The organism is Marinobacterium aestuariivivens, from assembly GCF_042661465.1.
In the GTDB taxonomy this organism is placed as follows: domain Bacteria; phylum Pseudomonadota; class Gammaproteobacteria; order Pseudomonadales; family Balneatricaceae; genus Marinobacterium_A; species Marinobacterium_A aestuariivivens.
Genome location: NZ_JBHSWE010000001.1, coordinates 2,963,497 through 2,983,731, shown reverse-complemented (window position 1 = coordinate 2,983,731; position 20,235 = coordinate 2,963,497). Strand labels below are relative to the sequence as shown.

The following is a 20,235-nucleotide window of genomic DNA, read 5'->3' as shown; positions in this document are numbered from 1 at the left end:
CACTATGGACCTGGCACTGCTGTCACAGCCCGCCCTGCTGTTTATCGCCGGCACCGTTGCCCTGTGCGAATCCCTGGCCTTCATCGGTATCCTGATTCCCGGCGTGGCACTGCTGTTCGCACTGGCGCTGGCCGCCGGCGAGCAGGGTATGAGTCTGCCGCCGTTGCTGCTTGCGGCCTTCGTTGGCGCTGTCACCGGTGACGGTCTGAGCTACCTGCTCGGCCGCCATGCCGACACTTGGCTGCGGCAGCACTGGCCCTTCAATGCCCATCCCCACTGGCACGCACGCGGCGAGCGCTTCTTTCGCCGCTATGGGCCGCTGAGCATCGTTCTGGGACGCTTTATCGGACCGATCCGGCCGGTGATGCCCTTCGTTGCCGGCACCTTCGAGATGCCGGCCAGGCGCTATTTCACCTTCAACGTCCTGTCGGCGCTCGGCTGGGCCCCTGCCTATGTCCTGCCAGGCTTTCTGATCGGGCGCTCGGCCGACGAGCTCCTGGGGCACTGGCAGGCGCTCTTCTATCCCGCCCTCGGCCTGGTGCTGCTGCTGCTGGTCGCCACCACCCTGCACCAGCACCTGCAGCCGGGACAGCCGCTGGCGCGCTGGGGCGCCCGCACCCTGGGCCTGAAACCGGAACGCCTCGCCGCCCTGCTGCTGCTGGCCTCGGCCAGCGCCGGCCTGACCGGCCTGGCACTGATACAGAGCCTGGGGCTGGCACAGCCGTGGAACCAGCACCTGCAACAGCTGCTGTTGCAGGCGGCCGCCGGTGCGCGTCCCTTCTGGGTGCTGGTGACCTCGATGGGCGATGGCCGCAGCCTGCTGGCAGCGGCCCTGCTGCTGGCGCTGGGGTTGCAGGGGATACGCCGATCCGGCGATGGCTGGCGCCTGCTGTGCCTGCTGATGCTGACGCTGGCACTGAATGCATCACTGAAATGGCTGCTGCAGATCGAGCGTCCCGACAGTGCCCCGGTACTTGCCGACCCGAGCTTTCCCAGCGGCCACAGCAGCGGCAGCTTCGCCTTTTTCGCAATGCTGGCAGTACTGCTCGCGACGGGACATCCGGTACGGCTGCGCAGGATCTACTACCTGCTGGCCCTGCTGCCGGTGCTGACGATCGGTCTATCGCGCATCCTGGTGGGCGCCCACTGGCCACTGGACGTGCTGGCGGCCTGGTGCGAGGGGATGATGGCCGCCGCCGCCCTGAGGCTCTGGCTGCTGCGCCCTGAGCGCGGCCGCCAGCCACTGGACGGCCGGGACACCGGCCTGATCTGCCTGGCAGTCGCGCTGTTGCTGGCGGCTCTCACCGCCTGGCGTTATGGGGCGGATCTGGCGCGATACGCGGTGTCGTAAACGGCTGCCGGGTCGGGCTGCGCCCAACTTGGTGCGTTACGCGCGCCCTACCATACTTAGGGACACCGACGTCTAGAGGCTTGCGCCGCTAACGACCCTACGTATAGACGAAACCCCGGCGAGCGCCGGGGCTACGCATTCCGATATTCGTGGGGTCGGGCTGCACACGACTTGGTGCGTTACGCGGCCCCCTACCCAACCTACGACCGTGCGGCGCGGGCAGGCTTGCTCTTGCCGCCCGAGCGGCCACCGCGACTGCCGGAACGCTTCTTGCGCTTCGGCGCCGCCTCGCCCTCGCCACCCACCGAGCCTTCCGCCAGGCGCTGACGGGTGCTCTTGCGACGAGCAGACTTGACCTGCTCCACCAGTTCGAAGTCGATCTTGCGCTCGTCCAGGTCGACCCGCATCACTTTGACCCGCAACTGATCGCCGAGCTTGAAGGTCTTGCGCGTGCGCTCGCCCACCAGACGCTGCTTGGCGACATCGAAATGGTAGTAATCCGACGGCAGCGCGGTCACATGGATCAGCCCCTCGACATAGACCGAGGTCAGCTCGACGAAGACACCGAAACCGGTCACCGCCGCAATCACGCCGTCGAACTCGCCACCGACCTCGCTCTGCATGTATTCGCACTTGAGCCAGGACATCACATCCCGGGTGGCGTCGTCGGCGCGGCGCTCGGTCATCGAGCAATGCTCGCCGAACTGCAGCATCTGCTCCAGCGAGTACTTGTAGCGAAACGCGGGATTGGCCTCGAACCGCTCCGGACGCTGGATCGTCTTGTCGGAACCGCCGCGGAAAGCGGACTTGAGTCGTTCGAGGAAGCCTCGATCGCTCTCGGCATGGATCGCCGCACGGATCGCCCGATGCACCAGCAGGTCGGGGTAACGGCGGATTGGCGAAGTGAAGTGGGTATAGGCCGGGAACGCCAGCCCGAAATGACCGACGTTGTCGGGGCTGTAAACCGCCTGGCGCATCGAACGCAGCATCATGGTTTCGATGATATGCTGATCCGGGCGCCCCTCGATCGACTTTGCCAGGGTCTGGTAGTCGGACGGCTCCGGCTTCGCGCCGCCGCCCAGCGCCAGCCCCAGCTCGCCGAGGTAGGAGCGCAGGTTCTGCAGCTTCTCCTCCTTGGGCCCCTCGTGGATGCGGTACAGCGCCGGCAGCTTGAGTTTCTCGAGGAAGCGCGCTGTCGCGACGTTGGCGCAGAGCATGCACTCCTCGATCAGCTTATGGGCGTCGTTACGCTCGACCGGCACGATCTCATCGATCTTGCGCTGATCGGAGAACAGGATCCGGGTCTCGGTAGTCTCGAAATCGATCGCGCCGCGCTCCTCCCGCGCCTTGCGCAATGCGAAGAAGAGGCTGTATAGATCCTCGAGGTGCGGTACGACGTTCGCATACTCGTTGCGCAGCGCCTTGGCTTCGGGGCTTTTCGGCTGCATCAGCATGGTGCCGACCTTGTTGTAGGTCAGGCGCGCATGGGACTGGATCACCGCCTCGTAGAAGCGATAGCCCGACAGCTTGCCGCTGCTGCTGATGGTCATTTCGCAGACCATCGCCAGACGATCGACACTGGGATTCAGCGAGCAGAGGCCATTGGACAGCAGTTCCGGCAGCATCGGCACGACGTATTCGGGGAAATAGACCGAGTTGCCGCGACTCAGCGCTTCGGTATCCAGCCCGGTGCCGGGACGGACATACCAGGAGACATCGGCGATGGCGACCCAGAGACGCCAGCCGCCACTGCGCTTGCGCTCGGCATAGACGGCATCGTCGAAGTCCTTGGCGTCCTCGCCATCGATGGTGACCAGCGGCAGCTTGCGCAGGTCGACACGGTTACGCTTGGCGGACTCCTCGACCTCCGGAGAGAGACTGCCAATCTCCTGACGCACCGCATCGGGCCATTCACTGGGAATCTCGTAGTTGTGGATAGCGACCTTGATCTCCATGCCCGGCGCCATGTGATCGCCGAGCACCTCGATCACATGCCCCTGGGGCATCTGCCGCTTGCCGGGCTGCTGCTGCAACTCGACGATGACCAGTTGACCGTCGCGGTACTTGATCTTGCTGGACGGGTCCGGCACCACCATGATGTCCTGGGTGATGCGCTGGTTTTCCGGGATCAGGTAACCGAAATCGCCCTGGGACTTGTAGCGTCCGACCAGGGTTTTGGTACTGCGCTCCAGCACCTCGATAATCTTGCCTTCGCGCCGGCCGCGGTAGTCGATGCTGACTTCCTGCACCAGTACGCGGTCGCCGTCGAACACCTGACGCATCTGGCGCGGACTGATGAAGAGGTCGTCGCCGCCGGCATCGGGGGTGACGAATCCGAAGCCGTCCCGATGACCGATCACCCGGCCGGGAATCAGGTCCATCTTCTTGATGATGCCGTACTCGTTGCGACGGTTGCTCATCAGCTGACCGTCACGACACATGGCCTTCAGACGTCGCGAGACGCCTTCGAGACTGTCCTCGTCCTCGATACCCAGCTCACGACAGAGACGCCCGTGACTGATCGGCGCGCCCCACTCCTGCAGGAATTCCAGGATAAAATCCCGGCTCGGCACCGGGTTGCCATATTTCTCCGCCTCGGCCGCAGCCTGGGGATCACGCTTGATCCAATCTTTACTCATTGATTTCCCAGCTTGTTCCATTTTACTGAAACATAATAGATGTGATTGCCGCAGGGCGCCTGCCGTAGCCTGGAATGAGCGGAGCGAATTCCGGGTCCCGAAATCCAGCGTCACGGCATCGTGCCGGCTTTACACAAGCGTCGGAATTCGCTTCGCTCATTCCAACCTGCCTGCTACGAAAAAACCGGCTGAAAAGCCGGCTTTTTCGCGTACTAAGGCATTTCGTCGACCGCTTCGTCTTCCTTCGGCGGCGGAATCAGGTCATCGCGACTGACGCCCAGCATCAGCATGATATTGGCCGCGACATAGATGGACGAGTAAGTGCCCACTACGATCCCGACCAGCAGCGCCACGGCAAAGCCGTGTATGATTTCCCCGCCGAAGATGGCCAGCGCCAGCACCACCAGCAGGGTGGTCAGCGAGGTCATCAGGGTACGGCTCAGGGTCTGGGTCAGCGACAGGTTGACGATCTCGACCGGCTCCCCTTTGCGCACGATGCGGAAATTCTCGCGGATGCGGTCGAACACCACGATGGTGTCGTTGAGCGAATATCCGATCACCGCCAGTACCGCCGCCAGCACCGTGAGATCGAACTCGATACCGAAAACCGAGAAAAAGCCCAGGGTGATGATGACATCATGCGCCAGCGCCGCGACCGAACCGATCGAGAACTTGAACTGGAAGCGGAAGGCGATATACACCATGATCATGAACAGCGCCAGCAGCATGCCGAGCCCGCCCTGCTCGCGCAGCTCTTCGCCAACCTGGGCGCCGACATATTCATTGCGGCGCAGTTCCAGCTGCTGGGTTTCGGTGTCCTGCAGTGCCGCGAGAACATTGTCGCCCAGTTTCGGGTCGTGGGTTTCGCCGAGACGGATCAGCACATCGGTCGGCGCACCGAAATTCTGCACGACGACGTCCTGGTAGCCGGCATCCGTCAGCGTCTGGCGAATCTTGCCCAGATCCGCGTCCTGCTGATACCCCACCTCCACCAGGCTGCCGCCGGTGAAATCGAGGCCCAGCTTGAGCCCCTGGGTCGCCAGCGAACCGATCGAGATCAGCAACAGCAGCGCCGATACCGCCAGCGCCGCCTTGCCCAGGCCCATGAAATTGAGCACTTTTTCCTGCTTAGCCATGATCGCCTCCTCAGATCGCCAGCCGGTTGAGCTTGCGCCCGCCGTATATCAGATTGACCAGCGCCCGCGTGACCAGAATGGCCGTGAACATCGAGGTGATGATGCCGACCGACAGCGTGACGGCGAAGCCCTTGACCGGGCCCGTGCCCATCGCGAAGAGGATCAGCGCCGCTATCAGGGTGGTCACGTTGGCATCCAGGATGGTGGTAAAGGCGCGTCCGAAGCCGGCGTTGATCGCCGACTGCGCGGGCATGCCGTTCTTGAGCTCCTCGCGGATACGCGAGAAGATCAGCACGTTCGCATCCACCGCCATGCCCACCGTCAGTACGATACCGGCGATGCCGGGCAGCGTCAGGGTCGCCGACAGCAGCGACATGACCGCCACCAGCAACACCAGGTTCAGCGTCAGGGCGACGTTCGCCAGCAGACCGAAGATACGGTAGTACAGCGCCATGAACACCAGTACCAGGGCGAAACCGATCTTGACCGACATCACGCCCAGTTCGATGTTCTCGGCACCGAGACTCGGGCCGATGCTGCGTTCCTCGACGAAGTAGATCGGTGCCGCCAGGGCACCGGCACGCAGCAGCAACGCCAGCTCCGACGACTCGGTCGAGCTCTCGAGGCCGGTGATGCGGAACTGAGAGCCCAGCTGCGACTGGATGGTCGCCAGCGAGATGATCCGCTTCTCGACATAGGGAATGCGCCGCTCCTGCGGCACGCCGTCGACCGTTTCGGTCAGGGTACGGCTCTTGTGCTCGACGAAGAGCACCGCCATGCGCCGCTGTATCGCGTTGCGGGTCACCCGCGCCATCATCTGGCCACCCTTGGCATCGAGGGTGATCGAGACCTGCGGCATGCCGTTCTCGTCGAACGCGGCCTGGGCGTTGGCGACGCTGGAACCGGTAATGATGATATCGCGCTCCAGGGCGGCCTTGCGGCCCGGCTCGCTGCGGAACTCGTAGGTTTCGGTGGAGCCGGCCGCCGCGTTCGGCGTCGCCTCGAGGCGGAACTCCAGGTTCGCGGTCTTGCCGATAATGCGCTTGGCCGCCGCGGCGTCCTGCACCCCCGGCAGCTGCACCACGATGCGATTGCGGCCCTGGCGCTGCACCAGCGGCTCCGCCACCCCGAGTTCGTTGACTCGATTACGCAGCGTGGTGAGGTTCTGCTTGACCGCATAGTCCTCGATCTCGCGGATGCTCTGCTCGGTCAGGTTGATCACCAGGAAGAAGGCGTCGTCGGCCCTTTCCGCGGTGATCAGGAATTCCGGATAATCCTTGCGCAGCAGGCTGAGCGCTTCGTCGCGTACGGCCTCGTCGGCGAACTTCACCTCCAGGCTGCCGTCGGCACGGTGATCGACCAGCCGGTAGCGAAGTTTCTCCTGGCGCAGCTTGGTCTTGATCTCGGAGACATAGACGTCAAGGCGCTGCCCCACGGCCTGAACGGTGTCGACCTCGAGCAGGAAGTGCACGCCGCCACGCAGATCGAGACCCAGTTTCATGGGGCCGGCCCCAATCGATGTGAGCCAGTCGGGCGTGGTCGGCGCCAGGTTCATCGCCACCACGTACTGCTCGCCCAGCAGCTTCGAGATCACGGGCTTCGCCCGCAGCTGCGACTCGCCGTCGGCGAAACGGATCAGGCCGTTGCCGCTTTCGTCGACCTCGACCCCCTTGTTGGCAATCCCCTCGCGATCCAACGCCGCCGATACCCGCTCGAGCAATGGCGCGTCGACCTGGTAGGCCTCGCGGGTACCCGAGAGCTGGATTGCATAATCGTCAGGATAGATATTGGGCGCTGCATACAGCAGCCCCAGACCCAGCAACAGCAGGATCAGCAGGTTTTTCCACAGAGGATAGCGATTGAGCATAGGGTGCCCTGTTGGTTCATTGCCGCGCCCGCGCTTCTTGGCGTCCGCGACAGACATTACTTCCTGTCCATAAATAAAAACGCCACTCGAACAGTGGCGTTTTCCATCCGGCCGGCTTAAATGCTTTTGATCGTGCCCTTGGGCAGGGCCGCCGCCACATGAGCCTTCTGGAAGTTGAGCTGGGTGCCTTCGCAGACTTCCAGGACCACGTAGTCGTCGCTGACCTTGACGACCTTGCCGATGATGCCGCCGGCGGTCAGGACTTCGTCACCCTTGGACAGGCTGCTGATCAGGTTCTTGTGATCCTTGGCCCGCTTGGCCTGCGGCCGCCACATGAAGAAATAGAAGATCAGACCGAAGCCGACCAGGAACAGGATGTTGAAGATACCCGGATCCATGGCGCCGGCAGCCGGTTCTGCGGCCTGGGCCGAAGAGATCAGAAAGCTCATGTGGCTTTACTCCTTGAGTGTTTGAAAGCTCTATCTTAAATGGTGGCAAGCGGCGGCGTTTCAAGGCCCCGCCTAGCATAAAAGTCATCGACAAAGGCGGACAATTTACCCTGTTCGATTGCCTCGCGCAAACCGGCCATCAGCACCTGGTAATAGTGCAGATTGTGGATGGTGTTGAGCTGCGAACCGAGAATCTCGTTGCACTTGTCGAGGTGGTGCAGATAGGCCCGGCTGAAGTTGCGGCAGCAGTAGCAGTCGCAGTTTTCATCCAGCGGCCGGGTATCGGTCTTGTTCACCGCATTGCGGATCTTGACGACCCCGTTGGTGGTAAAGAGGAAGCCGTTGCGGGCATTGCGGGTCGGCATCACGCAGTCGAACATGTCGACACCTCGACGCACCCCTTCGACCAGGTCTTCCGGCCGGCCCACGCCCATCAGATAACGGGGCTTGTCCTCCGGCATCTTCCAGGCCAGATGGTCCAGGACGCGGATCATGTCCTCCTTCGGTTCGCCCACCGACAGGCCGCCGATGGCATACCCATCGAAGCCGATATCGGTCAGGCCCTCGAGGGACTCGTCACGCAGGTGCTCGTACATGCCGCCCTGAACGATGCCGAACAGGGCCGACGGGCTGTCGCCGTGGGCCGCCCTGGATCTTTTGGCCCAGCGCAGCGACAGCCTCATCGAGTCCGCCGCCTCCATCTCGGTCGCCGGATAGGGCGTGCACTCGTCGAAGATCATGACGATATCGGAGCCCAGCTCGCGTTGCACCTCCATCGACTTCTCCGGATCGATGAATACCTTGCTGCCGTCGACCGGCGAGCGGAAGGAGACGCCCTTTTCGGTGATCTTGCGCATCTGCCCGAGGCTGAACACCTGGAAGCCGCCGGAATCGGTCAGGATCGGCCCCTGCCACTGCATGAAATCATGCAGGTCGCCATGCAGGCCGATAATCTCGGTACCCGGTCGCAGCATCAGATGAAAGGTGTTGCCGAGAATGATCTGGGCACCGGTCGCCTCGACGTCGCGCGGCAGCATGCCCTTGACCGTGCCATAGGTGCCGACCGGCATGAAAGCCGGGGTCTCCACCTGACCGCGCGGAAAACTCAGCCGGCCACGACGGGCCTTGCCGTCGCTGGCCAGTTGCTCGAATTGCATGAAACAGGTTCTGCTCACTTGTCCTCCAGACACCCGCGCCGGCGGGTCAGAAACATGGCATCACCGTAACTGAAGAAGCGGTAGCGTTCGGCAACCGCCTCGCGATAGGCCTGCTGGATATGGTCGAAACCGGCGAAGGCACTGACCAGCATCAGCAGCGTCGATTCAGGCAGGTGAAAATTGGTAATCAGCGCATCCACCTGGCGGTATTGGTAACCGGGGTAGATGAAAATATCGGTATCGCCGCTGTAGGGCCGGATCTCGCCGTCGCGGCTGGCGGTTTCCAGACAGCGCACGCTGGTGGTACCGACCGCCACCACCCGGCCGCCGCGGGCCCGGGTCTCGCGCACCGCTTCGCACACATCCTCGCCGACCTCGATATACTCGGCGTGCATGCGGTGCTCCTGGACCTGCTCCACCTTGACCGGCTGGAAGGTACCGGCGCCGACGTGCAGCGTGACGAACGCCTTGCGGACCCCCTTCTCCTCGAGCCGCGCCAGCAACTCCTGGTCGAAGTGCAGCCCTGCGGTCGGCGCGGCGACCGCGCCCGGCTTGCGGTTGTAGACCGTCTGATAACGCTCCCGGTCCGACAGCTGATCGTCGCGCTTCATGTACGGCGGCAACGGCATATGGCCATGCTGCTCCAGCACCTCGACGAGATGGCGATCGACCTCGAACTCGAGTTCGAACAGATTGTCCCGGCGTCCGGTCACCCGGGCCTCGACAGCGCCCTCGAGGCGCAGCGTCGTACCCGGCTTCGGCGACCGACTGGCACGCACATGCGCCAGTGCGTGCGCACCGTCGAGTACCCGCTCGATCAGTACCTCGACCTTGCCGCCGCTGGCTTTCTCGCCGAACAGCCGTGCCGGAATCACCCGGGTATCGTTGAACACCAGCAGATCGCCGGGCTCGAGCAGCTCGAGAATATCACTGAACCGGTGGTGCGCGATGGCGCCGCTGTCGCCGTTCAGGCACAGCAGCCGGCTGGCCGAACGCCGTTCCAGCGGATAGCGCGCGATCAGCTCTTCCGGCAGTTCGAAACTAAAGTCTTTTACCTGCATCAGAATACTTGCAAGAGTTGAAAAGGAAGGCTGCGGATTGTAACCGAATCCGGCGCTTTTTTCAGTCGCTGTGCACTTTCGCGATTGACGCTGTCACAAAGCTACCTATAATACGGCTTCACTTTTGCCAGTGTGGTGGAATTGGTAGACACAGGGGATTCAAAATCCCCCGCCCTTAAAAGCGTGCCGGTTCGAGTCCGGCCACTGGTACCAGATACGAAAAGCCTGCCCTTCCCGGGGCGGGCTTTTTTCGTTTTGGCGCCAGCCCGGACTTCGCGCCCGGCGGAAATCGGTATGTGCCCTGAATGAAAATGCCGCGCCGCGCCCACACAAGGGCGGCTCCGCAAGTCCGGCAACAGGGTTGCTGTTTCGGCTCTTTCCAGAGATTGCATTGCGCCAGATCAACAAGGAAAGTACCGCATGACACTGGCTTTTTGGCGCTGAGGATCTATTTTTCAGTAAAACCCGTTCTGTGTCGCAGCCAGACAGACATGGGTCGCACAGCAACACGCCGCAGATCGAATTAACAACCAACAATTAGCAGTCGTGCCAGCCATAACAACCAAAAAAGGGAATCCCCTAGTCATGAAAAGACGCGATCTGATCAAAACTGCAGCAGCCGGACTTGCCGCCGCCCCCTGGCCATGAGCGCCACTTCTGCCAGGGCCGCCACCAACCTGCGCATGCAGACCTACTGGGGCAAGGAAGCCAACGAGATCTTCGACTCCTTTACCGATGACGTGAAAATCTCGTCCAACGAGGAACTGCGCGTGCGCCGTTACACCGGCAGCTCCCTGGTACCCGACGCCGAAATGTTCCAGGCCGTCGGCAAGGGCACCATCGACATGTGCCAGGGTTATGCCGGTTACTGGCCGGGGCAGCTCGATATCGCGTCCATCGAAGCGGGTCTGCCCGGCGCCTGGACCAACTACGACGAAGCCATGTACATCATGGACACCAAGGGCCTGATCGGCCTGATCCGTGAAGCCTACGCGGAGCACAACGTTCATTACCTGGGCCCGATCATGGGCGGTCCGTTCGATCTGCTGACCAAGGAGCCGGTCAAGAGCCTGGACGACCTGAAGCAGATGAAGATCCGCGCCACCCCCAGTGTCGCGAAGATTCTCGAGCAGTTCGATATTCCGACCGTATTCCTGCCGGGTTCCGAACTCTACGTCGGCCTGAGCACCGGCACCATCGACGGCGTCATCTACGCAGGCACCAACGAATACCTGTCGATGAAACTCTACGAAGCCGCCAAGCACTACACCTCGCTCAACATGGTCAACCCCGGCTACACCGACCAGATCCTGGTCAACCTGGACAAGTGGAACAGCCTGACCGAAGAGCAGCGCAAGTGCATCGAACTGGCGTACGCCAAGCATGCAAGCAAGATGCACACCTGGATGGTCAGCGGCTCCATCGACGCCTCCACCACCGGACACTTCGTGATGAGCGCCCTGCCGCCGGAAGACTCGGCCCGCCTGCGCGAGGCCGCACAGGTCATCTGGGAAGAGGAAGCCGCCAAGTCCGAGCGCAACAAGAAGGCCATCGAGATTCTCAGGGAAGCCGCCAAGGCGACCGGGAGAGCCTGATGACAGGGATATCTCGCTTGCTTGATGCAATCGACGGGATATCCGAATTCATTGGCAAGGCCGTCTCCTGGATGTGCCTTGCCATGATCGGCGTCCTGCTTTACGAAATAACGGCCCGCTATTTCTTCCTGAATCCAACCTCCTGGGCCCATGAAACCACCACCATGCTGTATGGTACTTTCTGCATCCTCGCCGGCGCCTATACACACAGGCACCAGGCGCATGTGCGCAGTGAAGTCATCTATCATCTGCTGTTCAAACGCGGCCGGGCGATCTTCGACCTGATCACCGGCACCGTCGTGCTGGTTGTCTTTGCCGTGTTTTTCTACGCGGCCTGCGAATTCGCCATCGAATCCTGGCAGAGAAACGAAATGTCCTCGAAAAGCACCTGGGGCCCTCCGGTCTATCCGTTCAAGACCATGCTGCCGCTGGGCGTCGGTCTGGTACTGCTGCAGAGCATTGCACACTGGATCCGGGACTTTCTGGTGGTCTTCAACCTGACACCCGATGAAGACGCCGGCAACGAGGCCTGATGGCCGCCGGCGGACTAAGAAACGGCGCCCTGGCGCCAGACAATTACAAGGAATGCAAAGGAACTCAAGGTGTCAGAACTTGATCCGCTACTCGTTACAATAGGCATGTTCGGCGCCATGTTCGTCATGCTGATGCTGGGTGCGCCGCTGGCCTGGTCACTGCTGAGCGTCGGCGTCGTTTTCGCCTACTCCCTCTGGGGCACCGGCGGTCTCGAACTGCTGACCATCAGCTCCTTCGATGCGATGGACAACTTTCTGCTGGTCGCCCTGCCGATGTTCATCTTCATGGGTCTGATGCTGGAACGTTCGGGCATCACCGACGACCTGTTCGAGATGATGAACAAGCTGATGGGCCAGATTCCCGGCGGCCTGGGAATCGGCACCGTCATCATCTGCGCCCTGATCGCCGCCATGGCCGGGGTGTCCGGCGCAGCCACCGTCAGTCTTGGGGTTATCGCCCTCCCCGCCATGCTCAAGCGTGGCTACGACAAGAAACTGGTGACCGGCACCATCATGGCCGGAGGCGCGCTGGGCTTCCTGATTCCCCCAGCGTGCTGATGATTCTCTATGCCTTCCTGGCCCGCGAGTCGGTCGGCAAACTGTTCGCGGCAGGGCTGATACCGGGCCTGATGCTGGCCGGCATCTACATCGTCTATATCCTGGTCCGCAGCCGCATCAATCCGTCGCTGGCACCGCCGGTCCCGGTAGAGCAGCAGCTCGGCCTGGTCGACAAGCTCAAGTCCCTCAAGGCACTGGTGCTGCCAGGCGCACTGATCACCACCGTGCTGTACTGCATCATAGCCGGCGTCACCGCACCGTCCGAAGCATCCGCCATCGGTGCCTTCGGCGCCATTCTCTGCGCCGCGGCCTATCGCACCCTGACCTGGGCCATGCTCAGGGATGTGCTGCTGAGCACCACCCGGCTCATGGGCATGCTGATCTGGATCACCATCGCCGCGATCTTCTTCAGCAAGGTCTATATCGGCCTCGATGCCGGTTTCCTGCTGCAGGATATCGTCGAAGACGCGGAACTGTCGCCGATGTGGGTCATCATCATGATGCTGGCCTGCTACTTCGTGCTGGGCATGTTCCTCGACGACTTCGCCATCGTCTTCATCACGGTGCCGCTGTTCGTGCCGATCGTCGAATCCCTGGGCTTCGATACGGTCTGGTTTGCCGTGCTGTTCATCGTCAGCATGCAGTCCGCCTACCTGACGCCGCCCTTCGGCTACAACCTGTTCTACATGCGATCGGTGGCGCCGCCCGAGATCACCATCTACGATCTCTACAAGGCGGCAATCCCCTTCATCCTGCTGCAGATCGTCGGTCTCGGCCTGCTGCTGGCCTTCCCGCAGATCGTACTCTGGCTGCCAGAGCAGCTGTACGGGCCCTGACCCCGTACCGGACAGCAAACGGGGCCCCTGCGGCCCCGTTTTTTGTGTGCAGGATGTACGAAATACCACCGGCGCATAGCTGCACGGGGATGGGCGTTTTTCCAACATCTCCACTCGCCTGCCACCAATAGCAAATGGGCCTTGGCCAGCATTTATGGTAGCTTAACCGTCCCTGTTCCCGGCCGGGTATCACGATGCTGGACTGGATCCTTTCCACCAACGGTTTCATTTTCGAAGCGATCCTGATGATTGCCGTCATCGTCTATGTCGGAACCCGGATCTGAAACGACAACCTTACTGATTGCTGTGACTCCAAGATGAGAATCCATTCTCCCGTTGCCCTGCCCCTTGCGGCGATCTTCGCCCTCAGCCTGCCGGGCAGCGCCACCGCCGGCGCCGATGAATTCACCCTTGCGCTGAGCGAAGCCGACTTTTACGCCGATATTCCCGATGTTGTTTCAGCCACCCGCATGCCGCAGAAACTGACGGAGGCACCGGCGTCGATCAGTATTATCGATCGCGAGATGATTCGTGCCTCGGGCGCGATCAATATTCCGGATCTTTTCCGGCTGGTCCCCGGATTCCAGGCCTACCATGTCAACAGCAACAAGTTCGGCGTCACCTATCATGGCGCCAGCGACGACCACCCCCGGCGCCTCGAAGTGATGGTGGATGGCCGTTCGGTCTATCTGCCACTGCTGTCGACCGTGGACTGGAACTCCCTCGGACTTGCACTCGACGATATCGAACGCATCGAGGTGGTGCGCGGCTCCAGCGTACCGGCCTATGGCTCGAACGCCTTTCTCGGCGCGATCAACATCGTGACGCGCTCCCCCTACAGCGAATCGGGCGCGACGCTGAAGCTGCTCGGCGGCTCCCATGACACCCGCAGAGTCGAAGGCCGTTTCGGCACCAGCCTCGGCAGCAGCCAGACCCGGGTCTCCGTCGGCCACGATCAGAACGACGGCAGCGAACGGTTCCGGGACGGTGCCCGCGGCCAGTACCTGAACCTCAGCAGCAGCCTGGCGCCGACGATCGCCGACACCCTGTCGCTGCAGGCCGGCTTCACGGACGGCTATGCCTATCGCGGCGACCTGGACAGCACCGACAAGCCGATCGTGAAGCGGGAGCACCGTTCCAACTACCAGTATCTTCGCTGGGACCACCTGCGCGATATCGACAACGAAATAAGAGTCTCGGCCTACCACAACTACCTCAACCTCTCGACACCGACTGCGACCGTCGCGGACCTGGTGCAGTACGAAGGTCTGCCAGCGGGGCTCGCGGCGGCCCTGCTGGCACAGAACCCGGACTTCCGGCTCGACAACGAACACGGCAGGGCCGAGCTGTACGATCTCGAGCTGCAGCACACCTACCGGCTGCTGCCGGAGCGGGCCTCGCTGCTGTGGGGACTGGGCTACCGCCACGAGACCGCCAGCAGCGAGGTGCTGCTGCAGGACCGCGGTCGCATCGAGGAAGACCGCTGGCGCCTGTTCGGCAACCTGGAGTTGTCGCCCTCCGAGTCCCTGACCCTCAACCTCGGCAGCATGGTGGAAACCAGCACCACCAGCAGCAGCGGAGCCCGCCTGTCGCCCCGCGCCGCGCTCAACTTCAGACCCGACCGGCAGTCGGTGTTCCGGGTGGCCTATAGCCAGGCCTACCGAATGCCATCTCTGCTGGAGGAAAACAGTCAGTTCACCATCTTCGATCCGTCCGGCAACGTGATGGACAGGGTAACGATACCGAATACGGAACTCGGGCCTGAGCGCATCCGTACGTCGGAAGTCGGCTATTATCGCGCCTTTACCTCGCTGAACGGTCATTTCGACGCCCGTATCTTCCGGGAGGAAGTCGAGCAGGTGGTCGACAGCTACCGTATACCGGCCGCCGATATCGACAGCCGGATACGCCAGCAGTACAACGGCACTGCCTGGCAAAACGACGGCCTGGAGTTTCAACTCAGATTACAGCCCGCCAGCCGCCTCTGGTTCCTGCTGAACTATGCCTATGTCAACACCACCGACTTTATCCATGACGAGGGGCCGGCAGACGACGGCCTGGTGCGCGCACGCCTGCCACAGACCCCGCTGCATACGGCCTCGGCACTGCTGAACCTGAGCCTGCCGGCGCGCTGGGAGCTGAGCCTGGCCCAGTACTATGTCGATGAGGTACAGTGGGACGAAGGCGGTTTCCGCGATAGCTACAACAGGACCGATCTTCGCCTGGGCAAGAGCATTGCGCTTGGCCCGGACCATAATCTGCAGGGAGCGCTGATTATGCAAAACTTTCTCGGCAACGAGTACTCCGAGTTCTATGAGTTCAACCGCTTCGATCGACGCACCTATTTGCAACTGACGCTGGACTTCTGATCGTTAACCGCAGGCGCAGGGACAGGCAGCATGCAGGGTACAGGCAGCAACAGCATAGCCAAGCTCGGGTCTCTGAGTCTCGGCCTGCTTTTGCTCCTCCTTATGCCCTGGACGCCTGCCTGGAGCGCCCCCTGGTTCTGCTGAGCGACGAGAGCGCTATCTACCGCCAGGTGGGCCGCGCCATAGAAAGTGCCTTCAAGGCACCCACGAGGCGCTATGCAACCGACGAACTCCCGCCGCGGGAGCCGCTCCGGGCCGAACGGGCGGTAGCCGTGGGTGCCCGGGCCTGTGAACAGCTGCTGCAGCGCAGTGACGAAGCCTTTTCGCTGATCTGCGCCTTTATACCCCGCGCCACCTTCGAGTCGCTTGCCGCACTGTATGGCAGCACGGAAATGGTGCGCCAGCAGCGCCTGACCGCCATCTACCTCGATCAGCCCCTGGAGCGTCATCTGCGTCTGGCCCATACGCTGGTGCCCGATGCCAAGAGCATCGGCGCCATGTTCGGCCCCTTTTCATCCGCCGAACGCGAGCTGTTTAACAAGGCGGCCGAAGCCGAAGGGCTGTCGCCGGTTTCCATCACCCTGGCGGAGACCGACAACCCGATCGAGAAACTGCAGCCGGTGGTACGCCAGAGCGATGTGTTCCTGGCCCTGCCCGACAGCGCCCTGTTCAACCGGGCCACGGCGAAATGGCTGCTCTATGTGACGCTGCGCCAGCAAATCCCGGTTATCGGCTTCTCACGAACCTATGTCGAAGCCGGTGCGCTTGCGGCCGTCTATTCGACGCCGGAACAGATCGGCCGCCAGACCGGCGAGCTGCTGCTGCAGCTGGAGGGCGGCCTGCCGCTGCCGGGACCGGCTTTTCCACGCTATTTCACGGTCAGCAGCAATCCCGTCGTCGCCCGCACCCTTGACCTGAAGGTGCCGGACGATGCCGCTCTGGCGGAGTTGATCGAATGATGCACCGCCTCAGACCCCTGAGCATCCGTCAGCGGGTGCTGATGATTTCGCTGCTGCCGCTGGTGATCTTCGCCGTTATCCTCGGCAGCTACTTCATCAGCACCCGCATCGACGATACCCAGACCGCGCTGATCGAACGCGGCAAGTCGATGAGCCGACTGCTGGCCTCGGCATCTGAGTTCGGCCTCATGGTCGGCAACCACGAAGTGCTGGGGAACCTGGCGCGGGGCATCAGCCAGGAGCCCGATGTCGCCGATGTGGTTTTCCTCGACGGCGACTTCGAACTGATATTGCGCACGCGCGAATTCGAGCTCCAGCTCAACCAGGACCGCACCTATGTCTATGAACATGACCTGCAGTGGTATTTCATGCAGCCGGTCAGGGTCACCGGTATCTCGTTCCAGGATGTGCCGGAGTACCCCGAAGGCGAGCCTCAACTCGACACCATCGGCTATGCGCTGGTGATACTGTCGAAGGAGCAGACGCTGGCGCGCCAGCGCAGCATCCTCTTCGGTGGCCTGCTGCTGATGCTTGGCAGCTTCCTGGTCACCTCGATTCTGGCCCGGCGCTTCGGCCAGCGCATTACCGCGCCGATACAGGGCCTGAGCCGGGTGATCGAACGGCTGCAGGAGGGACACCTCGATACCCGCGCCGAAGTGACCCTGACCGGTGAACTGCGCACCCTCGCCCGCGGTATCAACCGTATGGCCGCGCGCGTCCAGGAGTCGAACCAGGTGATGGAAAGCCGGGTCGAAACCGCCACCCGCCGCCTCAGAGCCACGCTCAACCACCTGGAAACCCAGAATCACGAGCTCGAGCTGGCCGGCCAGAAGGCCGACGCCGCCAACCGCGCAAAAGACGAATTTCTCGCACGCATGAGCCACGAGCTGCGTACGCCCATGACCTCGGTGCTCGGTTTTGCGCGGCTGCTGGAAGAGTCCGGTGCGACAGAGGAACAGCGCGAATATACCCGTATCATCAACCAGACCTCGACGCTGCTGCTGACGCTGATTGACGATATCCTGGACCTGTCGAAGCTGGAGTCCGACGCCATTCGCCTGGAACGGATTCCGTTCGAACTCGAGGACCTGCTGCTGGATGTGCTAGAGATGCAGGCGCCACTGGCCCATGGCAAGGGGCTGGAGCTGCTGCTGCAGCTGGATCCTAAGACGCCGGCAACGCTGATCGGCGACCCGACCCGCATGCGCCAGATCCTCACCAACCTGGTTGCCAACGCCATCAAGTTCACCGAGCAGGGCGAGGTCCGGGTCTGTGTCGAACCCAGGCCCCAGGGGGCGATCAGTGCCTGCTGCTGATCCGGGTCGTCGACAGCGGCATCGGCATCCCGCCCGAGCAGACCCAGGAGCTCTTCCAGGCCTTCACCCAGGCCGACACCTCGATCACCCGGCGTTTCGGTGGCTCCGGGCTTGGGCTGGTCATCACCCGCAAGCTGACGGAGCTGATGGGCGGCCAGATCCGGCTGTCCAGCGAAGTCGGCCACGGCACCGAAGTGAGCCTGTCGATCCCCTTCCCGTTCCGCGAAGGCATGACCGGCCGGCCCGAGCCGTTGCCGGATACCGGCCCGGTCCTGCTCTACGATCCCCATCCGCAGATGCGCGATGTGCTGCTGGGCCTGCTGCAGCGCCTCCAGTTGCAAGTGGGCCTGGCAGACACTTTCGGCGACCTTTGCGAGCGCGCCGAAAACTACCCGATGGTGATCTGGGGTCAGCGTCCCTGCGCCGAGGCCACACTGCCGCGCAACGCGTTGCAGCAGTTGCGCCGGCGGTTTTCCGGACGCCTCGTTATTCTCTGCTCCAGTACCGTCAGCGAAGCGCCCGCCGATGGCAATACGCTGATGCTGCACAAGCCGGTCAGGCTGAAACGGCTGCAGCAGGCGCTGCGACCCGGCAGTGCACAGCCGGCTGATCCAGGCCCCGGCCAGCCGGTGCTGCAGCAGGATTTCGACCTGCTGATCGCCGAGGACAACGACTTCAACCGGCTGCTGATCAGCCGGATACTGGAACATGCCGGCATCTGCCCGCGTCAGGCACGCAGCGGCCTGGAGGTGCTCGCCGAAGTCGAGAGGCAGCTGCCGGACCTGATTCTGATGGACGTGCACATGCCGGAGATGGACGGCATCGAGGCCACCCGCCTGCTGCGCCAGAGTTATCCGGGGCTGCCCATCGTCGCCCTGACCGCCAATGTGGTCAAACGCGAACACCAGGCACTGCAGGACGCCGGCATTTCCAGAATCATGCTCAAGCCAATCAACGAGCAGGCGTTGCTGGAAACGGTACAGACCCTGTGTCAGCGCAGCCTTGCGCACGTCGCAACGGCGACCGGAAGCGGCCCGCTGGAACGCCTGGATATAGACCCCGGTCTGCTGGGACAGGAATTGCGCCTGCAGCTCGACGGCTGCCTGAAGGGATTCGGCCGGCGGGACCGTCAGCAGATGCGTCACCATGCCCACCAGCTGCTGGGCATCGCCGGCCTGTACGAGATGCCGGAACTGGAAGCGGCCACGGCGGAATTCCACCAGCTGATCGAAGACGGCGACATTCGCGCCCTCTGGCAGGCCCTCTGGCGCCTGCAGCGACTGATCGAGCACCAGACGCTGCCGGAAGTAACGGGGGAGAAGGCTCCCGAGCCGATGGCGTAATGGTTCCGGTTCCGGGTTACGGGTTACGGGTAGTCATCCCAGAGCCCGGATTTATAGGGCAGAGCGAATTGCATCGATAACTTCGGCACGGTTCGCTGCGCTCAGGGTGCCCTACGTTCGTTTCGCCTTCACGCCTCCACGCCCTCACGTCCTCACGTCCTCACACGCTAGAACTCCCGATACACCGGCTCCCTGGCAATCAGCGTTCGCAGATCATCAACGATATGGCCCAGGCGCTCGCGCCCTGCCCTGTCGAACAGAAGACCGTCGAGTCCTTCTCCGGCCGCCGGCTGCTCATCGTCCCCCTCCTGCAGCACCAGGCAGCGGCGCCGAACCTTTTCGAGTTCGGGGTCGTGGTGTACCGGGAGCCCGATGAACAGGTCCCAGCGCTGACGGGAGGTCGAACCGTCGAGCACGCCCTGCAGAAGATCCAGCACCTCGGTACGCGAGGGACGATAGGTCGGCGAGCGGCCGAAGTGCAGCGCCACCGCCATCAGGCAGAGTACCAGCAGGGTAACGACAAAGGCCGCAACGAATTCCATCTGTCAGCCTCGATGACGCCGGGAGTCAGGCTGGATCAGTGCATTCTGTCCAGGGGATAGGCGCAGAGTTTCTCCGCCGCCAGCAGCAGTGCAGCACGGTTCTCGCTTTCGAGGCTGTCCATCTCGCGCTGATAGCGCCGCTGTTCCGTGCGCTCGAGCTTGCGCCAGGCGTCCAGGTAGGGAATATGACGCGTGGCTTCGTAGTGACGCTCGATAATCTCGAAATCGGGATTGCGGTGAAGGTCGGGCTTGAGGTTGTCGAGCAGCACCTTGAGCCGGATGCAACCCTCGGTCAGCGTCAGCTTTTCATCGTCATGCATCGCGCGGGCGATCACGCGGATGCTGTCGATCAGATACTGTCGCTGCTCCCGCGCCTTGTTCCTGGCCTCTTCCAGCTGTTGTCGCTGCGCCGCCTTCTGCTCGCGCTGCTGGCGCAACTGCCGGGCAATCAGCGCGGCCAGCGCCGCGATCACCAGAAGTCCGACACCAATCAACACATACAGAACTTCATCACTCATCCGCCA

Annotated in this window: 15 protein-coding genes, 1 tRNA gene and 1 pseudogene; 9 read left to right on the top strand and 8 right to left on the bottom strand. The window is 62.5% G+C overall.

Translation table 11 applies throughout. The features are described from left to right. Nucleotides 1-4: 4 nt before the first annotated feature. Nucleotides 5-1,351 (top strand): VTT domain-containing protein, encoded by a 1,347-nt coding sequence (locus tag ACFQDL_RS15435; protein ID WP_379909821.1) that lies wholly within the window; start codon nucleotides 5-7, stop codon nucleotides 1,349-1,351. 200 nt (nucleotides 1,352-1,551) lie between these two features. Here the strand turns inward: ACFQDL_RS15435 and rnr are convergent, their stop codons facing one another. The 6 genes from rnr to queA all read right to left on the bottom strand — a co-directional run bounded on the left by rnr (nucleotide 1,552) and on the right by queA (nucleotide 9,660). Continuing rightward, nucleotides 1,552-3,990, bottom strand: a complete 2,439-nt coding sequence (gene rnr / locus ACFQDL_RS15430) for a ribonuclease R (protein ID WP_379909820.1) — start codon at nucleotides 3,988-3,990, stop codon at nucleotides 1,552-1,554. A gap of 212 nt (nucleotides 3,991-4,202) precedes the next feature. Then, the gene (gene secF / locus ACFQDL_RS15425; RefSeq protein WP_379909819.1) at nucleotides 4,203-5,126 is read right to left on the bottom strand and encodes a protein translocase subunit SecF; all 924 of its coding nucleotides are present in this window, start codon (nucleotides 5,124-5,126) and stop codon (nucleotides 4,203-4,205) included. A gap of 10 nt (nucleotides 5,127-5,136) precedes the next feature. Further along, nucleotides 5,137-6,993, bottom strand: coding sequence for a protein translocase subunit SecD (gene secD / locus ACFQDL_RS15420; protein WP_379913109.1), 1,857 nt, complete (start codon nucleotides 6,991-6,993; stop codon nucleotides 5,137-5,139). 116 nt (nucleotides 6,994-7,109) lie between these two features. After that, entirely contained in the window at nucleotides 7,110-7,442 is a 333-nt protein-coding gene (gene yajC, locus ACFQDL_RS15415) for a preprotein translocase subunit YajC (RefSeq protein WP_379909818.1), read from the bottom strand. Nucleotides 7,443-7,477: 35 nt separating this feature from the next. Continuing rightward, nucleotides 7,478-8,599, bottom strand: a complete 1,122-nt coding sequence (gene tgt / locus ACFQDL_RS15410) for a tRNA guanosine(34) transglycosylase Tgt (RefSeq protein WP_379913107.1) — start codon at nucleotides 8,597-8,599, stop codon at nucleotides 7,478-7,480. 14 nt (nucleotides 8,600-8,613) lie between these two features. Continuing rightward, a complete protein-coding gene (gene queA, locus ACFQDL_RS15405; RefSeq protein WP_379909817.1) occupies nucleotides 8,614-9,660 on the bottom strand; it encodes a tRNA preQ1(34) S-adenosylmethionine ribosyltransferase-isomerase QueA in 1,047 nt (348 codons plus the stop codon). Between the two features lie 126 nt (nucleotides 9,661-9,786). On the opposite strand from queA, the gene ACFQDL_RS15400 reads away from it, so the two are divergent. The 8 genes and pseudogenes from ACFQDL_RS15400 to ACFQDL_RS15365 all read left to right on the top strand — a co-directional run bounded on the left by ACFQDL_RS15400 (nucleotide 9,787) and on the right by ACFQDL_RS15365 (nucleotide 19,169). Continuing rightward, nucleotides 9,787-9,873: transfer RNA gene (locus ACFQDL_RS15400), tRNA-Leu, on the top strand. A 431-nt stretch (nucleotides 9,874-10,304) separates the two neighbouring features. Then, complete coding sequence (dctP, locus tag ACFQDL_RS15395) at nucleotides 10,305-11,255, top strand: TRAP transporter substrate-binding protein DctP (RefSeq protein WP_379909816.1); 951 nt, start codon at nucleotides 10,305-10,307, stop codon at nucleotides 11,253-11,255. Nucleotides 11,256-11,272: 17 nt separating this feature from the next. Further along, nucleotides 11,273-11,788: a TRAP transporter small permease subunit gene (locus ACFQDL_RS15390; RefSeq protein ID WP_379909814.1), complete on the top strand. Its 516-nt coding sequence runs from the start codon at nucleotides 11,273-11,275 to the stop codon at nucleotides 11,786-11,788. Between the two features lie 105 nt (nucleotides 11,789-11,893). After that, nucleotides 11,894-13,182 (top strand): annotated as a pseudogene (locus tag ACFQDL_RS15385) (TRAP transporter large permease). 317 nt (nucleotides 13,183-13,499) lie between these two features. After that, entirely contained in the window at nucleotides 13,500-15,551 is a 2,052-nt protein-coding gene (locus ACFQDL_RS15380) for a TonB-dependent receptor plug domain-containing protein (RefSeq protein ID WP_379909813.1), read from the top strand. Nucleotides 15,552-15,823: 272 nt separating this feature from the next. Further along, nucleotides 15,824-16,510, top strand: coding sequence for an ABC transporter substrate-binding protein (locus ACFQDL_RS15375; RefSeq protein ID WP_379909812.1), 687 nt, complete (start codon nucleotides 15,824-15,826; stop codon nucleotides 16,508-16,510). After that, nucleotides 16,507-17,826 (top strand): histidine kinase dimerization/phospho-acceptor domain-containing protein, encoded by a 1,320-nt coding sequence (locus ACFQDL_RS15370; protein ID WP_379909811.1) that lies wholly within the window; start codon nucleotides 16,507-16,509, stop codon nucleotides 17,824-17,826. The genes ACFQDL_RS15375 and ACFQDL_RS15370 overlap by 4 nt, the downstream gene beginning before the upstream one ends. Beyond that, nucleotides 17,781-19,169: a response regulator gene (locus ACFQDL_RS15365; RefSeq protein WP_379913105.1), complete on the top strand. Its 1,389-nt coding sequence runs from the start codon at nucleotides 17,781-17,783 to the stop codon at nucleotides 19,167-19,169. The genes ACFQDL_RS15370 and ACFQDL_RS15365 overlap by 46 nt, the downstream gene beginning before the upstream one ends. A 167-nt stretch (nucleotides 19,170-19,336) precedes the next feature. Here ACFQDL_RS15365 and ACFQDL_RS15360 read toward each other — a convergent pair whose 3' ends face one another. Next, the gene (locus tag ACFQDL_RS15360) at nucleotides 19,337-19,711 is read right to left on the bottom strand and encodes a hypothetical protein (protein ID WP_379909810.1); all 375 of its coding nucleotides are present in this window, start codon (nucleotides 19,709-19,711) and stop codon (nucleotides 19,337-19,339) included. A gap of 35 nt (nucleotides 19,712-19,746) precedes the next feature. Next, complete coding sequence (locus ACFQDL_RS15355; RefSeq protein WP_379909809.1) at nucleotides 19,747-20,229, bottom strand: DUF2489 domain-containing protein; 483 nt, start codon at nucleotides 20,227-20,229, stop codon at nucleotides 19,747-19,749. Nucleotides 20,230-20,235 lie beyond the last annotated feature (6 nt).

Excerpts from the sequence above, each read along its gene's own strand:
- ACFQDL_RS15435 (WP_379909821.1), top strand. The coding sequence starts at position 5 with ATGGACCTGGCACTGCTGTCACAGCCCGCCCTGCTGTTTATCGCCGGC.
- rnr (WP_379909820.1), bottom strand. The coding sequence starts at position 3,990 with ATGAGTAAAGATTGGATCAAGCGTGATCCCCAGGCTGCGGCCGAGGCG.
- secF (WP_379909819.1), bottom strand. The coding sequence starts at position 5,126 with ATGGCTAAGCAGGAAAAAGTGCTCAATTTCATGGGCCTGGGCAAGGCG.
- secD (WP_379913109.1), bottom strand. The coding sequence starts at position 6,993 with ATGCTCAATCGCTATCCTCTGTGGAAAAACCTGCTGATCCTGCTGTTG.
- yajC (WP_379909818.1), bottom strand. The coding sequence starts at position 7,442 with ATGAGCTTTCTGATCTCTTCGGCCCAGGCCGCAGAACCGGCTGCCGGC.
- tgt (WP_379913107.1), bottom strand. The coding sequence starts at position 8,599 with ATGCAATTCGAGCAACTGGCCAGCGACGGCAAGGCCCGTCGTGGCCGG.
- queA (WP_379909817.1), bottom strand. The coding sequence starts at position 9,660 with ATGCAGGTAAAAGACTTTAGTTTCGAACTGCCGGAAGAGCTGATCGCG.
- dctP (WP_379909816.1), top strand. The coding sequence starts at position 10,305 with ATGAGCGCCACTTCTGCCAGGGCCGCCACCAACCTGCGCATGCAGACC.
- ACFQDL_RS15380 (WP_379909813.1), top strand. The coding sequence starts at position 13,500 with ATGAGAATCCATTCTCCCGTTGCCCTGCCCCTTGCGGCGATCTTCGCC.
- ACFQDL_RS15370 (WP_379909811.1), top strand. The coding sequence starts at position 16,507 with ATGATGCACCGCCTCAGACCCCTGAGCATCCGTCAGCGGGTGCTGATG.
- ACFQDL_RS15360 (WP_379909810.1), bottom strand. The coding sequence starts at position 19,711 with ATGGAATTCGTTGCGGCCTTTGTCGTTACCCTGCTGGTACTCTGCCTG.
- ACFQDL_RS15355 (WP_379909809.1), bottom strand. The coding sequence starts at position 20,229 with ATGAGTGATGAAGTTCTGTATGTGTTGATTGGTGTCGGACTTCTGGTG.